Raw genomic sequence first — 18,579 nt, forward strand, 5'->3', positions numbered from 1 at the left:
ATCGCGCGACCCTTGTTGTGAAGACGTTTTCACACGTAGCGCCTGCCGAGGGCCTCGATGAGGGACCTGTCGGGATCGAACCCGTACAATGGCCGGTCCTGGCCCCGCCTTCGGCGGCGGCCCAGTCCCCTACCCCGCAGATGCCGGCCGCTGGCCGGTCTCTGCCGTTGCACCCGCGTGCCTGAGGCCGCGGTGCGCCACCTGTCAGGAACCATGCTGATGACTCACCCCACTTCACCGTCCCAGTCCCTGCTGCACGGACGCCTGCTGGCCTTTGCCGCCATCCTGCTGGCGGCCTTGAACCTGCGCACCGCGGTCACCTCGCTGACCCCGCTATTGGATGTGCTCGGCCAGACCTTCGGCTTCGGCACCACCATGACCGGCGTGCTCGGCATGCTGCCGACGGCCGCCTTCGCGCTGTTCGGCGTGACCACCCCGGCAGTGGCGCGCCGCCTGGGCCTGGAGCGCACCGCCTTGCTGGCGATGAGCCTGGCCACCGTGGGCCTGCTGCTGCGCTCGATGGCCGGCGGCGTGGGCAGCCTGCTGTTCGGCTCGGTGGTGGCGCTGGCCGGCATGGGGATCGGCAACGTGGTCGTACCGCCGCTGGTGAAGCGTTACTTCGCCAACCGCGTGGGCACCATGAGCACGCTCTACATCACCGTGCTGCAGATCGGCACGATGATGCCGGCCCTGCTGGCGGTACCCGTCGCGCAGCAGGCGGGCTGGCGCGTATCGCTGGGCATCTGGGCGCTGATGTCGCTGGCTGCGGCACTGCCGTGGCTGATGCTCTCCCGCGCCCGTCCGCACCCGGACACGATCAGCGCTGCCAACGATCCCTCCAGCGCGCCGCACGGCAAGGTCTGGAAGACCCCGCTGGCGTGGGGCATGACCCTGATGTTCGGCATGACCTCGTTGATGACCTATTCGATGTTCACCTGGCTGCCGCGGATCGTGGTCGAGGCCGGTGCAACACCGGCATTCGGCGGCATCATGGTGGCGATCTTCGCGGCCTGCGGCCTGCTGCCATCGCTGACCATGCCGGCCCTGGCCGTGCGCCTGCGCAATCCTTTCGGGCTGGTGCTGATCGGCTTCAGCGCGTTTCTGATCGCCTTCGCCGGCCTGTTGTTCGCCCCGATGAAGGCCCCGTGGCTGTGGGCGGTGCTGCTCGGCATCGGGCCGTCCACGTTCCCGTTGGCGTTGACCCTGATCAACCTGCGCACGCGTACGCCGGCCGGCTCGGCGGCGTTGTCCGGCTTCATGCAGGGCGTGGGCTATGCCTTCAGCTGCCTGGGGCCGTTCCTGTTCGGCTGGCTGCACGCGGTCAGCGGTGGCTGGCACCTGCCGTTCGGCTTCCTGGTGCTGTGCGCGGTGGTGCTGTTGTGCGCCTCGTGGGTCGCCTGCAAACCGCAGAAGCTCGAAGACCAGTGGTAAGCGCCCCGGCGCGTCCATCTACACGCGCTGTGCGCAACTGCTGACGTAGCGTGTCGCTAACTGACCCGGTGGGCTGCACCGGGCAGTGTTCGGAGCCTCTGGCGTCGCCAGCCGGCTGAACAGCTTCATGGCAATGGAGTGCGCTGTCCATGTTGGCGACATGGTCTGAATCCGTAGCAATTCAATGGCTTGCCTTCCCCTCCGGGTTCTACCCGCGGGCTGATCGGCCGTACCCGGCCATTAACGATTTGGCAACAACTGCGCAGTCAGGCACGATTGGCATGTGATGTGCGTCACACTTTTGACGCAACACACCTTTGAAAGGATGCTCCAAGGGGGGTTCCATGTACGACCATCGGCCGCTGGCGCTCAGCGTCGGCCTGGCATGCGCCGCACTCGCTTTCTCCACTCCGGCCACCGCAGCCGCCGACCCGCAGGCTGACGCGTTGGCCGAGATCGGCCACTACCGCGACCAGGCCCATTGGCTGGATGCACTGGCCGCGATCGAGCGGGCACGGGTGCAATCGCCCGACGACGCACTGCTGTATCGCCTGCAGGTGCTGACCCTGGCGGACATCGGCAACGCGCACCGCGCCTGGCAGCTGTATCTGGCGCGCCCCACCCTGTTCGATGCGGCACAGAAAGAACGGCTGGAAGGCAATTACCTGGCCAAGCTGGTGGGCTGGAGCCTGGCCTATGGCCCCAGCGAGGACACCCGCCTGGATGAAGCCGATGCCGCGCTGGTGCAGATGCAGCAGTACCTCGAACGCGATGGCACCCCCGTGCAGCAGGCCCCGCTGCGGATCCGCTATGACCGGCTGATCCTGCTCAACCGGCTGGGGCGTCATGCACAGGTGCGCGAGGAGTACCGCACGCTGCTCGCCGAGGGCCACCCGGTGCCGAACTATCTGCTGGCCGCCGTCGGCGATTCGCTGATGGCCACGCAGCATCCGGCCGAGGCGATCCCGGTGCTGGACGCCGCGCTCAAAGCCGATCCGTCGCTGCCGCAGGCGCGCTCGGAACTGGCCTATGCGTATCTGGAGGACGAGCAGGCCGACACCGCGATCGCCCTGCTGAAGAAGTGGCAGGCCGATGAGCCCGCGTGGCGCTGGGCGAACGGTGCCAAGGCACCCTATGCGAACTGGCCGCGCTACGAGGCCGACCTCAACCTGGCCATGGTGCGTGCCTACAGTGGCGACCTGCCCACCGCCCAGCGCGATCTGGAGAAGATGGTGGAGATCGGCCCGGGCAACACCGGCACGCAGTCCTCGCTGGGCAACATCTACCTGATGCGTGGCTGGCCACGACGGGCGCTGGAGCGCTACAGCATGGCCAACACGCTGGACCCGCGCGACGTACCTGCGCGCCTGGGTCAGTACGACGCCTATGTACAGGTGCAGCGCGATGACCTGGCACGACCGGTCCACGACACGCTGCTTGCCGCCTACCCCAACCAGCCCTCCGTGCAACGCATGGACCGCAGCTGGCGTGCACACCGTGGCTGGCAATGGCATGCCTACGCCGAAGGTGGGCGCAGCTCGGGCGGTGGCGGTGCATCGCCGCTGGGCAACGATGACGGCCGCTACGGCGTGGAAGTGCAGTCCCCGGTGCTGGACGACCACTGGCGCTTGGTCGCGTTCGCCGATCGGCGCAGCGTGGATTTCCAGGACCAGACCATCGACCCGTTGCGGATCGGTGCGGGCACGCGCTACCGCTACGGCCGCGCCGATGCCGAAGCCTTCGTCAACCGCGCCAACGACCACATCGGCGATACCGGCCTCAGCGCCGGGTTCGGCTGGCAGTTCAGCGATCAATGGCATGCCGGCATCACTGCCGCACGCAATGACCCGGATGCCTCGATGCAGGCACGCGTCTCCGGCATCACGGCCGACAGCATCGCACTGGCGGCCGACTATCGCCGCGACGAGCGCACCCACTGGAGCGTGGGGGCCAGCCAGTTCCGCTACGACGACGGCAACCGTCGCGATACCGTCAGCACCGCCATCGAGCAGCGCCTGATGACCCGGCCGACGGTATTCCTGGACGGTCTGGGCAGCGTGTATGCCAGCCGCGGCAGCCGCGATGACGTGCCCTATTTCAATCCCTCCGAGGATCACTCGGTGGAGATCGGCCTGCGCGTGGACCAGCAGTTATGGCGCCACTACGAACGCCACTTCCGGCATCGCCTGACCGTCTCCGTGGGCCAGTACTGGCAGCAGGGTTATGGCAGCGCGATCGTGCCCTCGGCCGAGTATCGCCATGAGTGGCAGCTCGGCGAAGGCCGCATTTTCGAGTACGGCATCCGCTGGTCGCGACCGGTCTATGACGGACAGCGTGAACGACACATCGGCCTGGATGCCGGCCTGCGGTGGGGAGAATGACATGCGGCACATGGACTTGAAGCGCTGGACCCGCTGGCTGTTGCTGGCCCTGCTCACCGCGGTGCTGCCGGCACAGGCACAGCAACCACCGGCCGTACTTGATGCCGCCGACAACGGGCTGCTGGTGCTCAGCTACCACGACATCCGCGACGAGGTCGCCGCCCGCGGCGACCCGGACGCGTATGCCGTGAGCACGCAGAACTTCGCCGCACACCTGGACTGGCTGTCCGCGCATGGGTATCACCCGGTGTCGCTGTCGCAGCTGATCACCGCCTCGCAGGGCGGCACGCCGCTGCCGCCCAAGCCGGTACTGCTGACCTTCGATGACGGCCTGCGCAGCGTGTACAGCAAGGTCTTCCCGCTGCTGCGCGCCTACAACTATCCGGCGCTGGTCGCGGTGATCACCGACTACGTGGACATGCCGGCCGGGCGCCAGATCGACTACGGCTACCGCCCGTTCACCCGCGATGATTTCCTGACCTGGGCGCAGCTGCGCGAGATGCAGAAAAGCGGACTGATCGAACTGGCCAGCCACACCGACAACCTGCACCATGGCGTGCAGTCCAATCCGCAGGGCAACTCCACCCCGGCGGTGATCACCCGGACCTACGATCCGGCCCGCAGGACCTATGAAACCGCGGCCGACTACGAGACCCGCCTGCGCGCCGACCTGGGCCGCAGCGTGGAGCGCATCCAGCGCAATGTCGGCGTCAGCCCCAAGGCGATCGTGTGGCCGTACGCGGCCTACAACGCGCTGAGCAACGACATCGCCGAGCAGCTGGGCATGCCGGTCTCGTTCGATCTGGAAGGGCGCAGCACGCCGGTCAAGCGTGATCTGCACGGTCTGGCCCGGTTGCTGGTGACCAACAACCCGACCGTGGTGCAGCTGGCTTATGAACTGCGCCGCGATGTCGAACGCGATGGCATGCGGGCGCTGCAGATCGACCTGGATGCGGTCTACGATGCCGACCCGGTGCAACAGGGCAAGAACCTGGATGCGCTGATCGACCGGGTCAAGAAGATCGGCCCGACCCACGTGTTCCTGCAGGCCTTCGCCGATCCGGACGGCAACGGCTCGGCCGACGCGTTGTACTTCCCCAACCGCCATCTGCCGATGCGTGCGGATCTGTTCAACCGCGTGGCGTGGCAGCTCAAGACGCGCGCGGGGGTGAAGGTGTTTGCGTGGCTGCCGGTGCTGGGCTACGAGCTCAAGGATCCGGCCATCCGCAAGGCGCTGGCCATCGAGAGCCCGGAAAGCGACGGCATCTTCCGGCTGGACTTCACCCGGCCCCAGGTCCGCAAGATCATCGATGACATCTACGAAGACCTCGCGATCAACTCGTACTTCGAGGGCCTGCTCTTCCACGATGACGCCTACCTGCGCGACACCGAGCTGACCCAGCTGCCGCAGGAAGGCGATGACGGTGCACGTACCCAGGCCCTGATCGACTTCACGCTGGAGCTGCGCACCGCCGCGCAGCGCTGGCGGCCGAAGCTGGGCACCGTGCGAAACCTGTATGCCCAGCCCGTGCTGGAACCGCAGAGCGCGAGCTGGTTCGCCCAGCGCCTGGACCTGTTCAACAAGGCCTACGACCACACCGCTTTGATGGCGATGCCGTGGATGGAAGGCAGCCGCAGCCCGGAACGCTGGCTGGACCGGCTGGTGGTGGCGGTGAAGCAACACGATCCGCAGTTGTCGCAGACGATGTTCGAGCTGCAGACGCTGGACTGGCGCACCGGCAAGCCGATCCCCGGCGACCGCCTGCGCGCGCAGATCCGTCGTCTACAGGCGCAGGGCGTGCGTCATTTCGCCTGGTATCCGGATGACTTCATCGCCGGACGTCCCTCCACGTATGACGCGCGCGCGGCCATGTCGGCCCGCAGCTTCCCGTACGAGGAAAAGTGAGGTCGCCATGCATCCTCTTCTCTACACCTTGTTCCAGTTCGCCTTCTTCTACCCGATGGTGATGGCGTTCTTCTGGATGTCCGGCGGCCTGTATTACTTCTTCCGGCGCGAACGCAAGGCACGCGACCGTGATGATCCGCCGCCGATGGCCGAGTATCCGTTCGCGTCGATCCTGATCCCGTGCCACAACGAAGCGGAGAACCTGGACGACACCCTCGGTTCGGCGCTGAAGCAGAACTACCCGGACTTCGAAGTCATCGCCATCAACGATGGCAGCAGCGACGATACCGGGGCACGGCTGGATGCCCTGGCCGCCCTTCACCCACGCCTGCGCGTGGTGCATCTGGACCGCAATCTGGGCAAGGCCAATGCGCTGCGCATGGGCGCACTGGCGGCACGCTCGGAGTTCCTGGTGTGTATCGATGGCGATGCGATGCTGGAGGAGTACGCCACCCACTGGATGGTCTGGCACCTGACCTCCGGCCCGCGCGTGGGCGCGGTCACCGGCAACCCGCGCATCCGCAACCGTTCCACCCTGCTGGGCCGGCTGCAGGTGGCCGAGTTCTCCTCGATCATCGGCATGATCAAGCGCGCGCAGCGGGTGTATGGGCGCATCTTCACCATCTCCGGGGTGATCGCCGCGTTCCGCCGTACTGCCCTGCATCGGATCGGGTACTGGTCCGACGACATGGTCACCGAGGACATCGACATCAGCTGGCGCCTGCAGCTGGATCATTGGGACATCCGCTACGAGCCCAATGCGCTGTGCTTCATCCTGATGCCGGAAACGCTGAAGGGGCTGTGGCGGCAGCGCCTGCGCTGGGCCCAGGGCGGCGTGGAAGTGCTGCTGCGGCATGGCGGCTCGCTGTTCCACTGGCGCAAGCGCCGCATGTGGGGCGTGCTGCTGGAGTACATCCTCAGCGTGCTGTGGGCGTACGCGATGCTGGCCATCATCGTGCTGTGGGCACTGGGCAAGTTCATGACGCTGCCGCCCGAGCTGTACATCGCCACGCTGCTGCCGCAGTGGCATGGCGTGATCCTGGCGCTGGTCTGCCTGCTGCAGTTCGCCAGCAGCCTGATCATCGACCGACGTTACGAAACGCATATTGGACGTAATTACTTCTGGGTGATCTGGTACCCGATGGCGTACTGGCTCATCAGTCTGTTCACGACCCTGGTGGCGTTCCCCAAGACGATCTTCAAGCGTCGTGGCAAGCGCGCGGTCTGGGTCAGTCCTGACCGGGGTATCCGATGAACACTGTCAAATCCACCCGCCGCTTCGACTCGCGGCTGATCCAGAAACCGCGCCAGCAGCCACGCCTGCAGCGTACTGCCTGGGGCTTTGTGACCATCGCCTTCTGGGCGTTCTACTTCTACCTGTGGGCACCGTTGGTGACGCTGATCTCTTGGCTGCTCGGCGGGCGGATGGCCTGGGCGCAGCTGTACGAACAGAAGCAGACGGTCGATCCGTTCGTGGTCATCGCGCTGCCGGTGATGCTGGTGTGCTGCGCAGCGCTGCTGATCGCCTGGGCCGAGTACAACCGCATGCGGTTTTCGGGCAAGGAGCGCCGGCTGCCGCATGACGATGTGACCCGTGAAGAGATGGCGCACGACCTGGGCGCGAGCGCTGCGGTGGCATCCCTGCTGGCCGATGGCAAGGCGGTGACCCTGCACATGGATGACCACGCGCGGCCGGTGCGGGTGACAGCGCAGGCGCTGGCCGGTTGAGGCTCGTGCCGGCCGCTGGCCGGCACGACCGATTACGTGCGTGTCTGGCCTTCGCCGCGGACGACGAAGCGCTCCACGGTGAGCGCTTCCAGTCCCATCGGGCCGTAGGCATGCAGGCGGGTGGTGGAGATGCCGATCTCCGCACCCAGGCCGAGCTCGCCACCATCGGAGAAGCGCGAGGAGGCGTTGACCATCACCACCGCTGAGCGCAACGCGTGCACGAAGCGCTCCGCCGCCGCGGCATCCTCGGTCGCGATCACTTCGGTGTGGTCCGAGCTGTACTGCTGGATATGCGCGAGGGCGTGGTCGAGGTCGTCCACCACGCGCACGGCGAGGATCAGATCCAGATACTCGGCGGCGTAATCGTCTTCGCTGGCTGCCTCTGCATCGGGCAGCCACTGGCGTGCCACCGCATCGGCGCGTAGCTGCACCCCACGTTCGGCCAGCGCTTTCGCCGCCAAGGGCAGGAAGGTCGGCGCGAGGTCGGCATGGACCAGCAGCGTCTCCAGCGAGTTGCAGGCCGACGGCCGGCTGCACTTGCCATCCACCAGCAGGCGCAGCGCCAGTGCAGGATCGGCGGCGCGGTCCACATACAGATGGCAGACGCCCTTGTAATGCTTGATCACCGGTACGCGGGCATGCTCGGCCACGAAGCGGATCAACCCTTCCCCACCGCGTGGAATCGCCAGGTCGATCAGGTCGTTGAGCTGCAGCAGCGCCAGCATGGTCTCGCGGCGCAGATCCTCGACCAGCGTCAGTGCTGCATCGGCAATGCCGGCCTCGCGCAGCGCGCGCTTGAGCGAGGCGGCAATCGCGGTGTTGGAGTGGATCGCCTCCGAGCCGCCGCGCAGGATCACGCCGTTGCCGGCCTTGATGCACAGCGCTGCCGCATCGGCGGTCACGTTGGGGCGCGCCTCGTAGATCATCGCGATGACGCCCAGCGGTACGCGCACTTTCTGAACGCGGATGCCATTGGGGCGCACATCATCGCGGGTTACCTGGCCGACCGGATCGGGCAATGCGGCGACCTCGCGCAGGGCGGCGGCGATACCGGCCAGACGCGGCGGGTTCAAGGCCAGGCGATCCAGCATCGCCGTGCCCACGCCCTTCTCCGTGGCCGCAGCAAGATCGCGGGCGTTGGCGGCGAGAATCGCATCGGTATCGGCGTCCAGCGCGGTGGCCATGGCCTCCAGCAGTTCGGCCTTGGCGGCGGATGACAGCTGAGCAAGTTGCTGGGCAGCCTCGCGGCAGGCCAGCGCCTGGGTGCGGATGTCGGTAGTGGAGCTGGCGACCATCTCAATATCCTTGAAAAAACACGGCGGGGACGCAATCACAACAGCACCAGATCGTCACGGTGGATGACGTTGCCACCGTAGTTGTAGCCGAGCACGCTTTCGATGTCGCGCGAGTGACGCCCGGCGACGCGGCGGATGTCGCTGGCCGAGTACTGGCTGACGCCACGGGCCAGGCAGACCTCGCCGGCCTCGGTGCGTTGCCGGATCTCGACCATGTCACCGCGGCGGAAGTCACCCTCCGCACCGACCACGCCGCCGGGCAGCAGCGAGGCGCCCTTGCCACGCAGCGCATCGGCCGCACCGGTATCGACCAGGATCGCGCCCGGTTCCAGCGGTGCGTGCCGCAGCCAGTATTTGCGCGCGGCCACGCGGGTCTGCGCGGCATGGATGCGGGTACCGAAGAGGCGGCCCTGGCTGAGCGCGCGCACCACCTCGGCGCTGCGCCCGTTGAACAGGCAGGTCTCGATGCCGACACGCCCGGCCTTGGCTGCGGCCTCCAGCTTGGTATGCATGCCGCCGGTGCCCGCGCCGCTGCCGGCCCCCCCGGCCATCGCCAGCACCTCGACGGTCAGCTCGGGCACATCGTGGATCGGCCGCGCCTGCGGATCACGCCGCGGGTCGGCGCTGTACAGGCCGTCGATATCGGTGGCGATGAACAGCACATCGGCGTCGATCAGCGCAGCGACGGTCGCCGCGAGATTGTCGTTGTCGCCGAGCTTGAGCTCATCCACCGAGACGGTGTCGTTCTCGTTGACCACCGGCAGCGCGCCCAGCCGCAGCAGTTCGTTGAGCGTGGCCCGGGCATTGAGGTAGCGGCGGCGGTTGCGCAGGTCGTCATGGGTCAGCAGCACCTGCGCCACCGGACGTTCGAAGAAGCGCTGCCACAGCCCGATCAGCTGTGCCTGGCCCAGCGCGGCCAGTGCCTGCCGTGCGGCCATCGCCGCCCCGGCTTCCAGCGCGCGCGGCACGATCGCCCGGCCAGCGGCGACCGCGCCGGAGGACACGATCACCACTTCACGCCCGGCCAGGACATTGGCCGAGACGAACTGGGCCAGCCCCAGTGCGTGGCGGGGCGAGAGACCGCCGCCGTCAGCGGCCAGCAGGCTGCTGCCCACTTTGAGGACGGCACGTTTCCACTGCGGAACGGCTTGTTCGGTAAACGGCGAAGGCACGGACTGGTTCATGTGATCGGCGCGCTCAGCGCGTGCTCCATTCGTGGATACGGGCGGTGGCACTGCCGTGCACCAGCAGCGGATCGGTGTCGACCAGCGCCTGCGCGGCGGCCAGGTCGGCGATGTCCTGCAGCACGTAGGCGCCACCGCTCTTGTCGGTGAAGCCCCCGGTCAGCAGCAGCTGCCCGCGGGCCCGCACCGCATCGAGAAAGCGCACGTGCGCGGCACCCACGTCATCGCGGAAGTCCGGCGTGCGGGTGACCATCACCAGGTAACAGGTTTTCATGTGGATCCTTTTCCCGGGCTCGCCCGGCAAGACGTTACAAAAACGGCGGCCTTGCGGCCGCCGTCGTGATTACACCAGTGCGGCCCAGCGGGCGCGCAGTTCATCCAGCCGCAGGTCGGCGGCCGCGCCGGGCGACACGCGCGCGGCCAGGCTGCCTTCGGGGGTCCGCCCCTGCCCGGCCGTATCCGCCGCCGCGGCGGCGGCCTTGTAGGCCTCGCGGAACGGCACACCGGCCACCGCCGCTTCCACGGCGACATCGGTGGCGTACATGCCCGAGTCGATCGCCGCACGCAGCTTGTCATCGCGCCATTCCAGGTTGGCCAGCAGCGCCGGCAGCAGTTCCAGCGCGGCCAGACCGCGGCCGAAGCCATGGAAGATCGCGCCCTTGCTGCTCTGCAGATCGCGGTGATAGCCCGACGGCAGCGACAGCAGCTGCTCGATCTCGGTGCGGGCCGCGGCCACGCTGGCGTGGGTGGCACGCATCAGTTCGATCACGTCCGGGTTGCGCTTGTTCGGCATGATCGAACTGCCGGTGGTGTACTGCGCGGGCAGCGCGACAAAGCCGAACTCGCCGCTGGTGAACAGCGACAGGTCCCATGCGATGCGGCGCAGATCCAGGGTGGCGCCGCCAAGCGCTTCCAGTGCGGCCAGCTCGAACTTGCCGCGCGAGAGCTGCGCGTAGATCGGCGAGATCTGCATCCGCGCGAAGCCGAGTGCCTCGGTGGTGTGCGCGCGGTCCAGCGGCAGGTTCACGCCATAACCGGCGGCCGTGCCGAGCGGATTGGCATCGACCAGGGTGAAGGTGTCGTGCGCGCGGATCGCGTTGTCGATGAAGGCTTCGGCCCAGCCGGCCCACCACATGCCCGCCGAGGACACCACGGCGCGCTGGATGTGGGTATAGCCCGGCACCGGCAGGTCTTTTTCGGCCTCGGCGCGATCCAGCGCGACCTTGGCGATCTCGCGGCTCAGCTCGGCCACGCGCAGCAGCTTGTCCTTCAGCCACAGCCGGGTCGCCACCAGGATCTGGTCGTTGCGGCTGCGCCCGGTGTGGATCTTGCGGCCGGCATCGCCGAGGCGCTCGGTCAGGCGCGCTTCGATCGCCGAGTGGCAATCCTCGAAGCGCTCATCCAGCACGAACGCGCCACTGCGGAAATCCTCGGCCAGCACGTCCAACTCGCGCTGCAGGCCGACGCGTTCGTCGTGGGCGAGGATGCCGATGTTCTCCAGGCCCTGCGCATGCGCCTTGCTGGCCGCCACGTCGTACAGGAAGAACGCGCGGTCCAGGATCACATCATCGCCGGCCAGGAAAGTCTGGATCTTGGCGTCTACCGCCACGCCGGGCTTCTGCCACAGAAGGTCTGCCATGTCTTGCTCCGTAGGCGGAATCGCTCCGCCGGGTTGTCAGGGCGCGCGCAGGGGGCCGCGCTGCGCCGTGGGAATTCAGTGCGGGATAGAGGCCAGTTCGTCCAGGCCCAGTGCCAGGTTGAGGTTCTGCATCGCCTGGGTGGCCGCGCCCTTGAGCAGGTTGTCCAGGGTCGCCACCACCACGACGCGCTTGCCGCCCGGGGCGACGTCGAAGCCGCCGATCTGCACGCCGTGCCGGCCCGCAATCTGGCTTACCCAGGGCGCTTCGTCGATCACGTCGACCAACGCTTCGTTGGCGTAGTACTTCTGGTAGAGCGCGAACACGTCCTCGCGCTTGACGACCGTGTTGAGCCACAGGTTCACGGTCATGGTGATGCCGCGGAAGTGCGGCGCCACATGCGGCATGAACTCCACCGGCACGCGCAGGTGCGCGGTGACTTCGCGCTCGTGCACATGGTTGGTCAGCGCATACGGCATCAGGTTGTCGCGCAGCAGTTCGGGATTGTTCTTGTCCGAGGGCGTGGTGCCCGCGCCGGAGTAGCCGGAAACACCAAAGCACTGCGGCGGGCCGGCCAGCTGCTGCAGCAGCGGGCTGATCGCCAGCTGCATCGCGGTGGCGTAGCAGCCCGGGTTGCTGATGTGCTTCTGGCCCAGGTAGTCGCCCCGGGTCAGCTCCGGCAGGCCGTAATACCAGCTCGGCTCGAAGCGGTGATCGGCCGACAGATCGACGGTCACCGTGTCCGGCCTGGCCGCATCCAGCGCGGTGACGAACGGCGCGGACAGGCCATTGGGCAGTGCCAGGATCACGGCGTCCATGCCCTTGGCGGCGACAGCATCCGCATCCAGGTTCTCGAACTGCAGTTCACCGTGCCAATCGCTGTGGTGGTCGCTCACGCGCTGGCCAGCCAGTTCGCGCGAGGACACGAAGCCCAGCTGCAGGCGCGGGTGGGCGGCGATCAGTTTGATCAGCTCGGCGCCGGTGTGGCCGCGGGCGCCGACGATGCCGACAGTGAAGATCTTGGTGCTCATGCGTGTGCGTCCAGGCGGTGCTGCAGGTGGCGTTTCACCCCCGGCCATTCCGCATCGATGATGGAGAAGATGACGGTATCGCGCGGGGTGCCATCCGGGTGGCGCTTGTGGTTGCGCAGCACGCCGTCCTGCTTGGCGCCCAACCGTGCGATCGCGGTGCGCGAGGTAAGGTTGAACCAGCTGGTCTCGAACACCACGCTCAGGCATTCCAGCCGCTCGAAGGCGTGGGTGAGCAGCATCAGCTTGGTCTCGGTGTTGATGCCGGTGCGCTGGGCGGCCTCGCCATACCAGGTGTAGCCGATGCTCAGGCGCGGCACCTCGGCGTCCAGATCGTAGTAGCGGGTGGTGCCGACCACTTCATCGGCCTCGTTGAGGACCGCGAACGGCAGCACCTTGCCCTCGGCCTGCGCCTGAAGCGCGGCCTGGACATAGGCGGTCATGGTCTTCGCACTCGGCACCTGGGTGTACCAGAGCTTGGACAAGGTGCCATCCCCCAGTGCACCGCGCAGGCCATCGATGTGCGCCATCTGCAGCGGCTCCAGCCGGGCGTGGGTGCCGGCCAGTGTGGGGACCTTGGTCCAATCGGCGAGATTCATGAGGTTCAGCCCTCCAGGCTGGGGGTGCGTGCGGCGCAATGCTCGACGTACGCTTTGATGCGGTCGAAGCCATCGGCGCCGAACCAGAACACTTTCCAGTGGCCCTGCTTGTAGCAGCCATCGGATTGCGCGTAATAGAAGTGATTGATCGGGTTGCCGTTGCGCGAGCGCCAGAACAGCTGTGGGGTTTCGTCCAGCATGACATTCCAGACCGCGCGGCCAAGGCCTTCGCCCTGCGCGTCATCGAGCACCGCGAACTTGTCCAGGTAGACGCCTTCGGGCTCGTCGGTAAGGATCACCGCGGTGCGGTAGTTCTCACTGACGTAGGCGCGCAGCAGCTTGGTTTTCTGGAAGTAGTCCGGCACCAGGGTACGGCCGAAGCTGGATTCGATCAGCTGCTTCAGGCGCGGCAGATCGAGCGCATCCCACGCGGTGGCGCGCAGCACCTTCTCGCCCTTGCGCACCAGCGTGCCCGAGCCCTTGTGGGTGAACAGCTCCTTGGCCAGGTCCGCCGGGCGGGTGATCGACACCGACGATTCCAGCGGCAGGCGATCGAGCAGGTCCTTGATCTGCTCGATCTTGACCCGCATGCCGCCATGGATCCACGGCTGCTGCATCAGCTGGTCGTACTCGGTGGACAGGTTGATCGAATCGATCACCTTGCCCTCTTCATCAAGCAGGCCGCCGGTGCCGGTCAGGAAGATGATCTTGTAGGGCTGCAGTTCCTGCACCAGCTCATTGGCGGCGAAATCGGCGTTGACGTTGAGGATCTGCCCGCAGCGGGTTTCGCCCAGGCTGGTGATCACCGGGATCGAGCCGGCACGCAGGCTTGCTTCGATCGGGGCCAGGTTGACCTTCTTGACCTCACCGACCAGGCCGTAGGTGTCCTGATCCAGGTACTCGGCTTCGAACACGCCGCCGGTGATCGAGGTCGCGCGTGCGCCGTTCTGCTGCAGGGCTTCGACCAGCTGCAGATTGGAGGCCTGGAACACCCGGCGCACGATCGCCAGGCCTTCGGCCGAGGTCACGCGCAGGCCGTTGACGGTCTGCTTCTCGATGCCGGCCGCCGACAGTTCGGCATCCAGCTGCGGGCCGGCGCCATGCAGCACGATCGGGGTCAGGCCGACTTCCTGCAGGAACGACAGCGAGGAGGTCAGCGCCTCCAGGTCATCGCGCAGCACCGCGCCGCCGACTTTGACCACGGCGAAGCGTTTGGCGTCCAGCTGCGAGAAACGCTTGAGGTACTGGCTGATTTCCTTCGCGCTGGCCATGCTCGAGAGCAGGCGCACGATGGTCTGACGGGTCTGGCGGTGGGGCTGGGAAGAAGGCATTTCGATATCGTCGCAGGCGGCCGGGGCCGCGATGGGAGTTCCGTCAGTGGGGGACCACGACGGCGTCATTCGATCAGGCGCCGTGCGCAATGATGCGGTGCACGGACGCGGCGTAACGCTGCAGCTGCTCCAGTGTCACGAACTCATCGGCGGTGTGGGCCTGGGCGATGTCGCCCGGGCCGTACACCAGCGTGGTGTAACCCCCGGCCGAGAACAGCGAAGCCTCGGTCCAGAAATCCACCGCGTTGCCGATCGGGATATCCAGCGCATCGGCCACGTCACGCGCGGCCAGCCGGCGGTTTTCTGCTTCGGCAATATCGCCGGCCGGGAAGCTGGGCCCACGGAAGGTCTCGGTGAACACCGCGGCCTCCGGTTCGGCGAAACCGGCAAAGGTGGCCAGCAGCGCATCGATATCCATCGACGGCAGCGGGCGGAAGCCGAAGCGCACCTCGGCGGCGGGTGCGATCATGTTGGCCTTGATGCCGCCTTCCACGCGCCCGATGTTGAAGCGCAGGCCGGTGAGCCCGCCGAAGCGCGCATGCGACAACGACTCGACATGGTCCAACGCGCGGTTGCCCCAGCGCATCGCCTGATGCAGTGCGCTGGCGGCCGCATCCTGCTTGCCCGAGGCATGCCCGGCGCGGCCCTTGAACTGCATCAGCACCGAGCTGATGCCACGGTGCGCGAGTACCGCTTCGCTCATCGTCGGCTCGGCCACCAGCACCGCTTCATACGCAATGCCACGGGCGAGGAACGCGGCGATGCAACGCGGGTCGTTGGCCTCCTCGTCGCTGGAGAACAGAAACGCGGCGTCGCCATCACTGGCGTTCGCAGCCGCCACCAACGCCGCCGCGGCGCCCTTGATGTCGCACACGCCCAGTCCGATCACGCGGTCCTCGGCGCGCCGCATCACGTGCGGATCGGCCGTCCAATGCGGCGAATCCGGCACGGTATCCAGGTGCACGTTGAACAGGTACTTCGGGGTGCCACGCACCGCATACAGGCTGACTGCACCGTCGCCATGGTCGATCACTTCCACATTGAACCCGGGCAGGTTCGCACGCAGGTAATCGAAGATGCCGCCGGTGGTGATCGCACGCGGCGGATTGCGCGTGTCGAACGACACCAGGGCCTGCAGTTGGGTAAGGGTGTTTTCGAGCATGCGGGTCAGTCCTTCACTGCGGCAACGGCCGCATCCTGGTAGATCGTGGGTCGCGCAATTTCCATCAGCAGCTCCGGGCGCGCCGGAGCATCGAATCCGAAACGCGCGTACAGGCCATGCGCGTCGCGGGTGGCGAGCATGAAACGGCGCAGGCCCTGCAGCGCCGGCTGCGCCAGCAACGCCTCGATCAACGCCGTGCTGTAGCCGCGCCCCCGGTGGTCGGGCAGCACGAACACATCGGCCAGGTAGCCGAAGGTCGCACCGTCGGTGATCACCCGGGCAAAGGCCACCTGACTGCCATCGTCCAGATAGCCGCCGATGCACAAGGAGCCGTCGATCGCCCGCTGCACCGTTTCCCGTGGAATCCCTTCGCTCCAATACGCTTGGGTCGACAGATACCGGTGAATCAGCGCGACATCGAGCCGCTGTTTATCGGTGCAGACGTGCAGGTTCATGGTCTCGGTCCAGTTCAACGCCCGGCGGGTGGCGCGCACCCGCCGGACACGTCGATCAATCGATCAGCGATTCACCTGCGCATACAACGTCGAGCTCATGCCGAACAGCTTGATGAAGCCTTCGGCCTCTTCCACGCCCCAGTCGGCCGACTGTGCATAGGTGGCGCCCTTGGCGTTGAGCAGGTGCGGCGACTTCACGGCCACGGCATCCACACGGCCACCACGGGTCTCCAGCACCACTTCACCGTTGACCTTGGTCTGCGAGGACTTCAGGAAGGCCTCGATGTCGGTCTTGAGCGGGTCGTGGTAGAAGCCTTCGTACACCAGCTCCACCCACTTGCGTGCCACGTCCGGCTTGAAGCGGTTCTGCTGCTTGGTCAGCACCGCATCTTCCAGCGCACGGTGCGCGGCCAGCAGCGAGACCAGGCCCGGCGCTTCAAACACGATGCGGCCCTTCAGGCCGATCACGGTGTCACCGGTGTAGACGCCACGGCCGACGCCGTACGGGGCGAACAGCTTGTTGAGCTTGGCCAGGATCTGCTCACCCGGCAGCGCCTTGCCATCCAGCTCGACCGCTTCGCCTTCGACGAACGTCAGGGTCACGGTGAGCGGCTCGACCGGCCATTCGCTGCGCGGGGCGCACCAGCCGCGGGCACCCTCGCCCGGGGCTTCCCAACGGTCGATCTCGCCGCCGGACATGGTCAGGCCGAGCAGGTTCTCGTTGATGGTGTAGGCCTGCTGCTTGGCACGCACGCCGAAGCCACGCTCTTCCAGGTACTTCTGCTCATAGGCGCGGGTCTGGGTGTGTTCCTTCTGGATCTCACGGATCGGCGCGACGATCTGGTAATCGCCCAGTGCCTTCACGGCCAGGTCGAAACGGACCTGGTCGTTGCCCATGCCGGTGCAGCCGTGGGCGATGATGTTGGTGCCCAGCTCGGCGGCGCGCTTGAGCGCGGCATCCACGATCAGGTAGCGATCGGAGACCAGCAGCGGGTACTGGCCCTGGTAGCCTTCGCCGGCCCACACGAACGGCTTGACGAAACCACTCCAGATCGCCGGGCCACCATCGACGGTGACGTGGCTGGTGACGCCCAGCTCGGCGGCACGCTGCTCGATGAAATCGCGCTCTTCGTCATCCACGCCGCCGGTATCGGCGAACACGGTGTGCACGTTGTAGCCGCGCTCCTGCAGGTAAGGCACGCAGAAGCTGGTGTCGAGTCCGCCGGAGAAGGCCAGGACGATGTCTTTGTTGCTCATGGGGGTCAGGTCCAATAGGGGGATGCGGTAAGAATCTGGGTTGGTGCGGGTAGAGCCACGCCATGCGTGGCTGCACCATTGGAGGCGTTCGATCAGCGGCTGATCAATGCCGACATGATCGCCTTCTGCACATGCAGGCGGTTTTCGGCTTCGTCGATCGCGATGCACTGCGCCGAATCCATCACGCCGTCGGTCGCTTTCACGTTGCGACGCAGCGGCAGGCAGTGGCTGAAGACACCGTTGTTGGTGAGCGCCATCTTGGCTTCGTCGACGATGAAGTGCTTGTACTGATCGCGGATCGGCTTCTCCGGTTCCCAGTTGCCGAAGAACGGCAGCGCGCCCCAGCTCTTGGCGTACACCACGTCCGCGCCGGCGTAGGCACTGGCGATGTCATGGCTGACCTGCAGCGAACCGCCGCTCTCGGCGACGTTCTGCTCGGCCCAGCCCATGTAGCGCTCATCCAGGATGTAATCCGGGGTCGGGCACAGCAGGGTCACGTCCATGCCCATGCGGGTGGCGATGGTCAGCGCCGAGTTGGCCACCGCGGTGTTGAGCGGCTTGGGGTGATAGGTCCAGGTCAGCACGTACTTCTTGCCGCGCAGGTCCTGGGTGCCGAAGTGTTCCTGCAGGGCCATCACGTGGGCCAGTTCCTGGCACGGGTGGGTGATGGTTTCCATGTTGATCACCGGCACCGGCGAGTACTTGGCGAAGCTCTTGAGCACTTCGTCCTCGCGGTCCTTGGTCCAGTCGATGAACTTCGGGAAGGCACGCACGCCGATCAGGTCCACATAGCGGCCCAGCACTTTGGTCACTTCGGCGATGTGCTCCTCGGTGTCCCCGTCCATCACCGAGCCCAGGTTGAACTCGATCGGCCAGGCGTCTTTGCCCGGCTGCAGCACGATCGCGTGGCCGCCCAGCTGGAACGCGCCCAGCTCGAAGCTGGTGCGGGTGCGCATGGAGGGATTGAAGAACACCAGGGCAATCGACTTGCCCTTGAGCTCGTCGCCCAGTTTGTTGCGCTTGAACAACGCGGCCTGGGTCAACAGGGCATCCAGGTCGGTGCGGCTCCAATCCTGGGTGTTCAGGAAGTGCTTCAGGGACATCGATCGATCCTTTGCGGCTGGTTTTCCACCGTTTCCGGCAGGGGTTGGGGGCGCCGGGGCGCGTTCAGGGCTCAACAAAACG

The 18,579-nt window shown here is 66.7% G+C and carries 16 protein-coding genes; 5 read left to right on the forward strand and 11 right to left on the reverse strand.

Annotated features, from left to right (window positions below):
- Nucleotides 1-219 precede the first annotated feature (219 nt).
- The 5 genes from AC06E9_RS00295 to pgaD all read left to right on the forward strand — a co-directional run bounded on the left by AC06E9_RS00295 (nt 220) and on the right by pgaD (nt 7,446).
- Nucleotides 220-1,431, forward strand: a complete 1,212-nt coding sequence (locus AC06E9_RS00295) for a CynX/NimT family MFS transporter (RefSeq protein ID WP_121041142.1) — start codon at nt 220-222, stop codon at nt 1,429-1,431.
- Between the two features lie 344 nt (nt 1,432-1,775).
- Nucleotides 1,776-3,812: a poly-beta-1,6 N-acetyl-D-glucosamine export porin PgaA gene (gene pgaA, locus AC06E9_RS00300; protein ID WP_478055213.1), complete on the forward strand. Its 2,037-nt coding sequence runs from the start codon at nt 1,776-1,778 to the stop codon at nt 3,810-3,812.
- Between the two features lie 10 nt (nt 3,813-3,822).
- Nucleotides 3,823-5,718 carry a poly-beta-1,6-N-acetyl-D-glucosamine N-deacetylase PgaB gene (gene pgaB / locus AC06E9_RS00305; RefSeq protein WP_183073743.1) on the forward strand — a complete coding sequence of 632 codons (1,896 nt, stop codon included), beginning with the start codon at nt 3,823-3,825 and terminating at the stop codon, nt 5,716-5,718.
- Nucleotides 5,719-5,725: 7 nt separating this feature from the next.
- Nucleotides 5,726-6,973, forward strand: a complete 1,248-nt coding sequence (gene pgaC, locus AC06E9_RS00310; protein ID WP_478055214.1) for a poly-beta-1,6-N-acetyl-D-glucosamine synthase — start codon at nt 5,726-5,728, stop codon at nt 6,971-6,973.
- A complete protein-coding gene (gene pgaD / locus AC06E9_RS00315; RefSeq protein WP_121038169.1) occupies nt 6,970-7,446 on the forward strand; it encodes a poly-beta-1,6-N-acetyl-D-glucosamine biosynthesis protein PgaD in 477 nt (158 codons plus the stop codon). Before pgaC ends, pgaD begins: the two co-directional genes overlap by 4 nt.
- A 32-nt stretch (nt 7,447-7,478) precedes the next feature.
- Here pgaD and AC06E9_RS00320 read toward each other — a convergent pair whose 3' ends face one another.
- The 11 genes from AC06E9_RS00320 to AC06E9_RS00370 all read right to left on the reverse strand — a co-directional run bounded on the left by AC06E9_RS00320 (nt 7,479) and on the right by AC06E9_RS00370 (nt 18,497).
- Complete coding sequence (locus AC06E9_RS00320; RefSeq protein ID WP_478055215.1) at nt 7,479-8,741, reverse strand: glutamate-5-semialdehyde dehydrogenase; 1,263 nt, start codon at nt 8,739-8,741, stop codon at nt 7,479-7,481.
- 35 nt (nt 8,742-8,776) lie between these two features.
- Nucleotides 8,777-9,925 (reverse strand): glutamate 5-kinase, encoded by a 1,149-nt coding sequence (gene proB / locus AC06E9_RS00325; protein ID WP_121038175.1) that lies wholly within the window; start codon nt 9,923-9,925, stop codon nt 8,777-8,779.
- 13 nt (nt 9,926-9,938) lie between these two features.
- Nucleotides 9,939-10,199: a YciI family protein gene (locus AC06E9_RS00330; protein WP_282263435.1), complete on the reverse strand. Its 261-nt coding sequence runs from the start codon at nt 10,197-10,199 to the stop codon at nt 9,939-9,941.
- A gap of 69 nt (nt 10,200-10,268) precedes the next feature.
- Nucleotides 10,269-11,564 carry an argininosuccinate lyase gene (gene argH / locus AC06E9_RS00335; RefSeq protein WP_152152728.1) on the reverse strand — a complete coding sequence of 432 codons (1,296 nt, stop codon included), beginning with the start codon at nt 11,562-11,564 and terminating at the stop codon, nt 10,269-10,271.
- A 75-nt stretch (nt 11,565-11,639) separates the two neighbouring features.
- Nucleotides 11,640-12,593 carry an N-acetyl-gamma-glutamyl-phosphate reductase gene (gene argC, locus AC06E9_RS00340; protein WP_478055216.1) on the reverse strand — a complete coding sequence of 318 codons (954 nt, stop codon included), beginning with the start codon at nt 12,591-12,593 and terminating at the stop codon, nt 11,640-11,642.
- Nucleotides 12,590-13,189, reverse strand: coding sequence for a GNAT family N-acetyltransferase (locus AC06E9_RS00345; protein ID WP_121038188.1), 600 nt, complete (start codon nt 13,187-13,189; stop codon nt 12,590-12,592). Before AC06E9_RS00345 ends, argC begins: the two co-directional genes overlap by 4 nt.
- A 5-nt stretch (nt 13,190-13,194) precedes the next feature.
- Entirely contained in the window at nt 13,195-14,520 is a 1,326-nt protein-coding gene (locus tag AC06E9_RS00350) for an acetylglutamate kinase (protein ID WP_183073675.1), read from the reverse strand.
- Between the two features lie 73 nt (nt 14,521-14,593).
- Entirely contained in the window at nt 14,594-15,682 is a 1,089-nt protein-coding gene (locus AC06E9_RS00355) for an acetylornithine deacetylase (RefSeq protein WP_478055217.1), read from the reverse strand.
- Nucleotides 15,683-15,687: 5 nt separating this feature from the next.
- Nucleotides 15,688-16,137, reverse strand: coding sequence for a GNAT family N-acetyltransferase (locus AC06E9_RS00360; protein ID WP_121041150.1), 450 nt, complete (start codon nt 16,135-16,137; stop codon nt 15,688-15,690).
- Between the two features lie 63 nt (nt 16,138-16,200).
- Nucleotides 16,201-17,394 (reverse strand): argininosuccinate synthase, encoded by a 1,194-nt coding sequence (locus AC06E9_RS00365; RefSeq protein ID WP_121038191.1) that lies wholly within the window; start codon nt 17,392-17,394, stop codon nt 16,201-16,203.
- A 92-nt stretch (nt 17,395-17,486) separates the two neighbouring features.
- Nucleotides 17,487-18,497, reverse strand: coding sequence for an N-acetylornithine carbamoyltransferase (locus tag AC06E9_RS00370; RefSeq protein ID WP_478055218.1), 1,011 nt, complete (start codon nt 18,495-18,497; stop codon nt 17,487-17,489).
- Between the last annotated feature and the right edge of the window lie 82 nt (nt 18,498-18,579).

The sequence above is a fragment of the Stenotrophomonas sp. Steno-Z10-BAI genome, assembly GCF_056393115.1.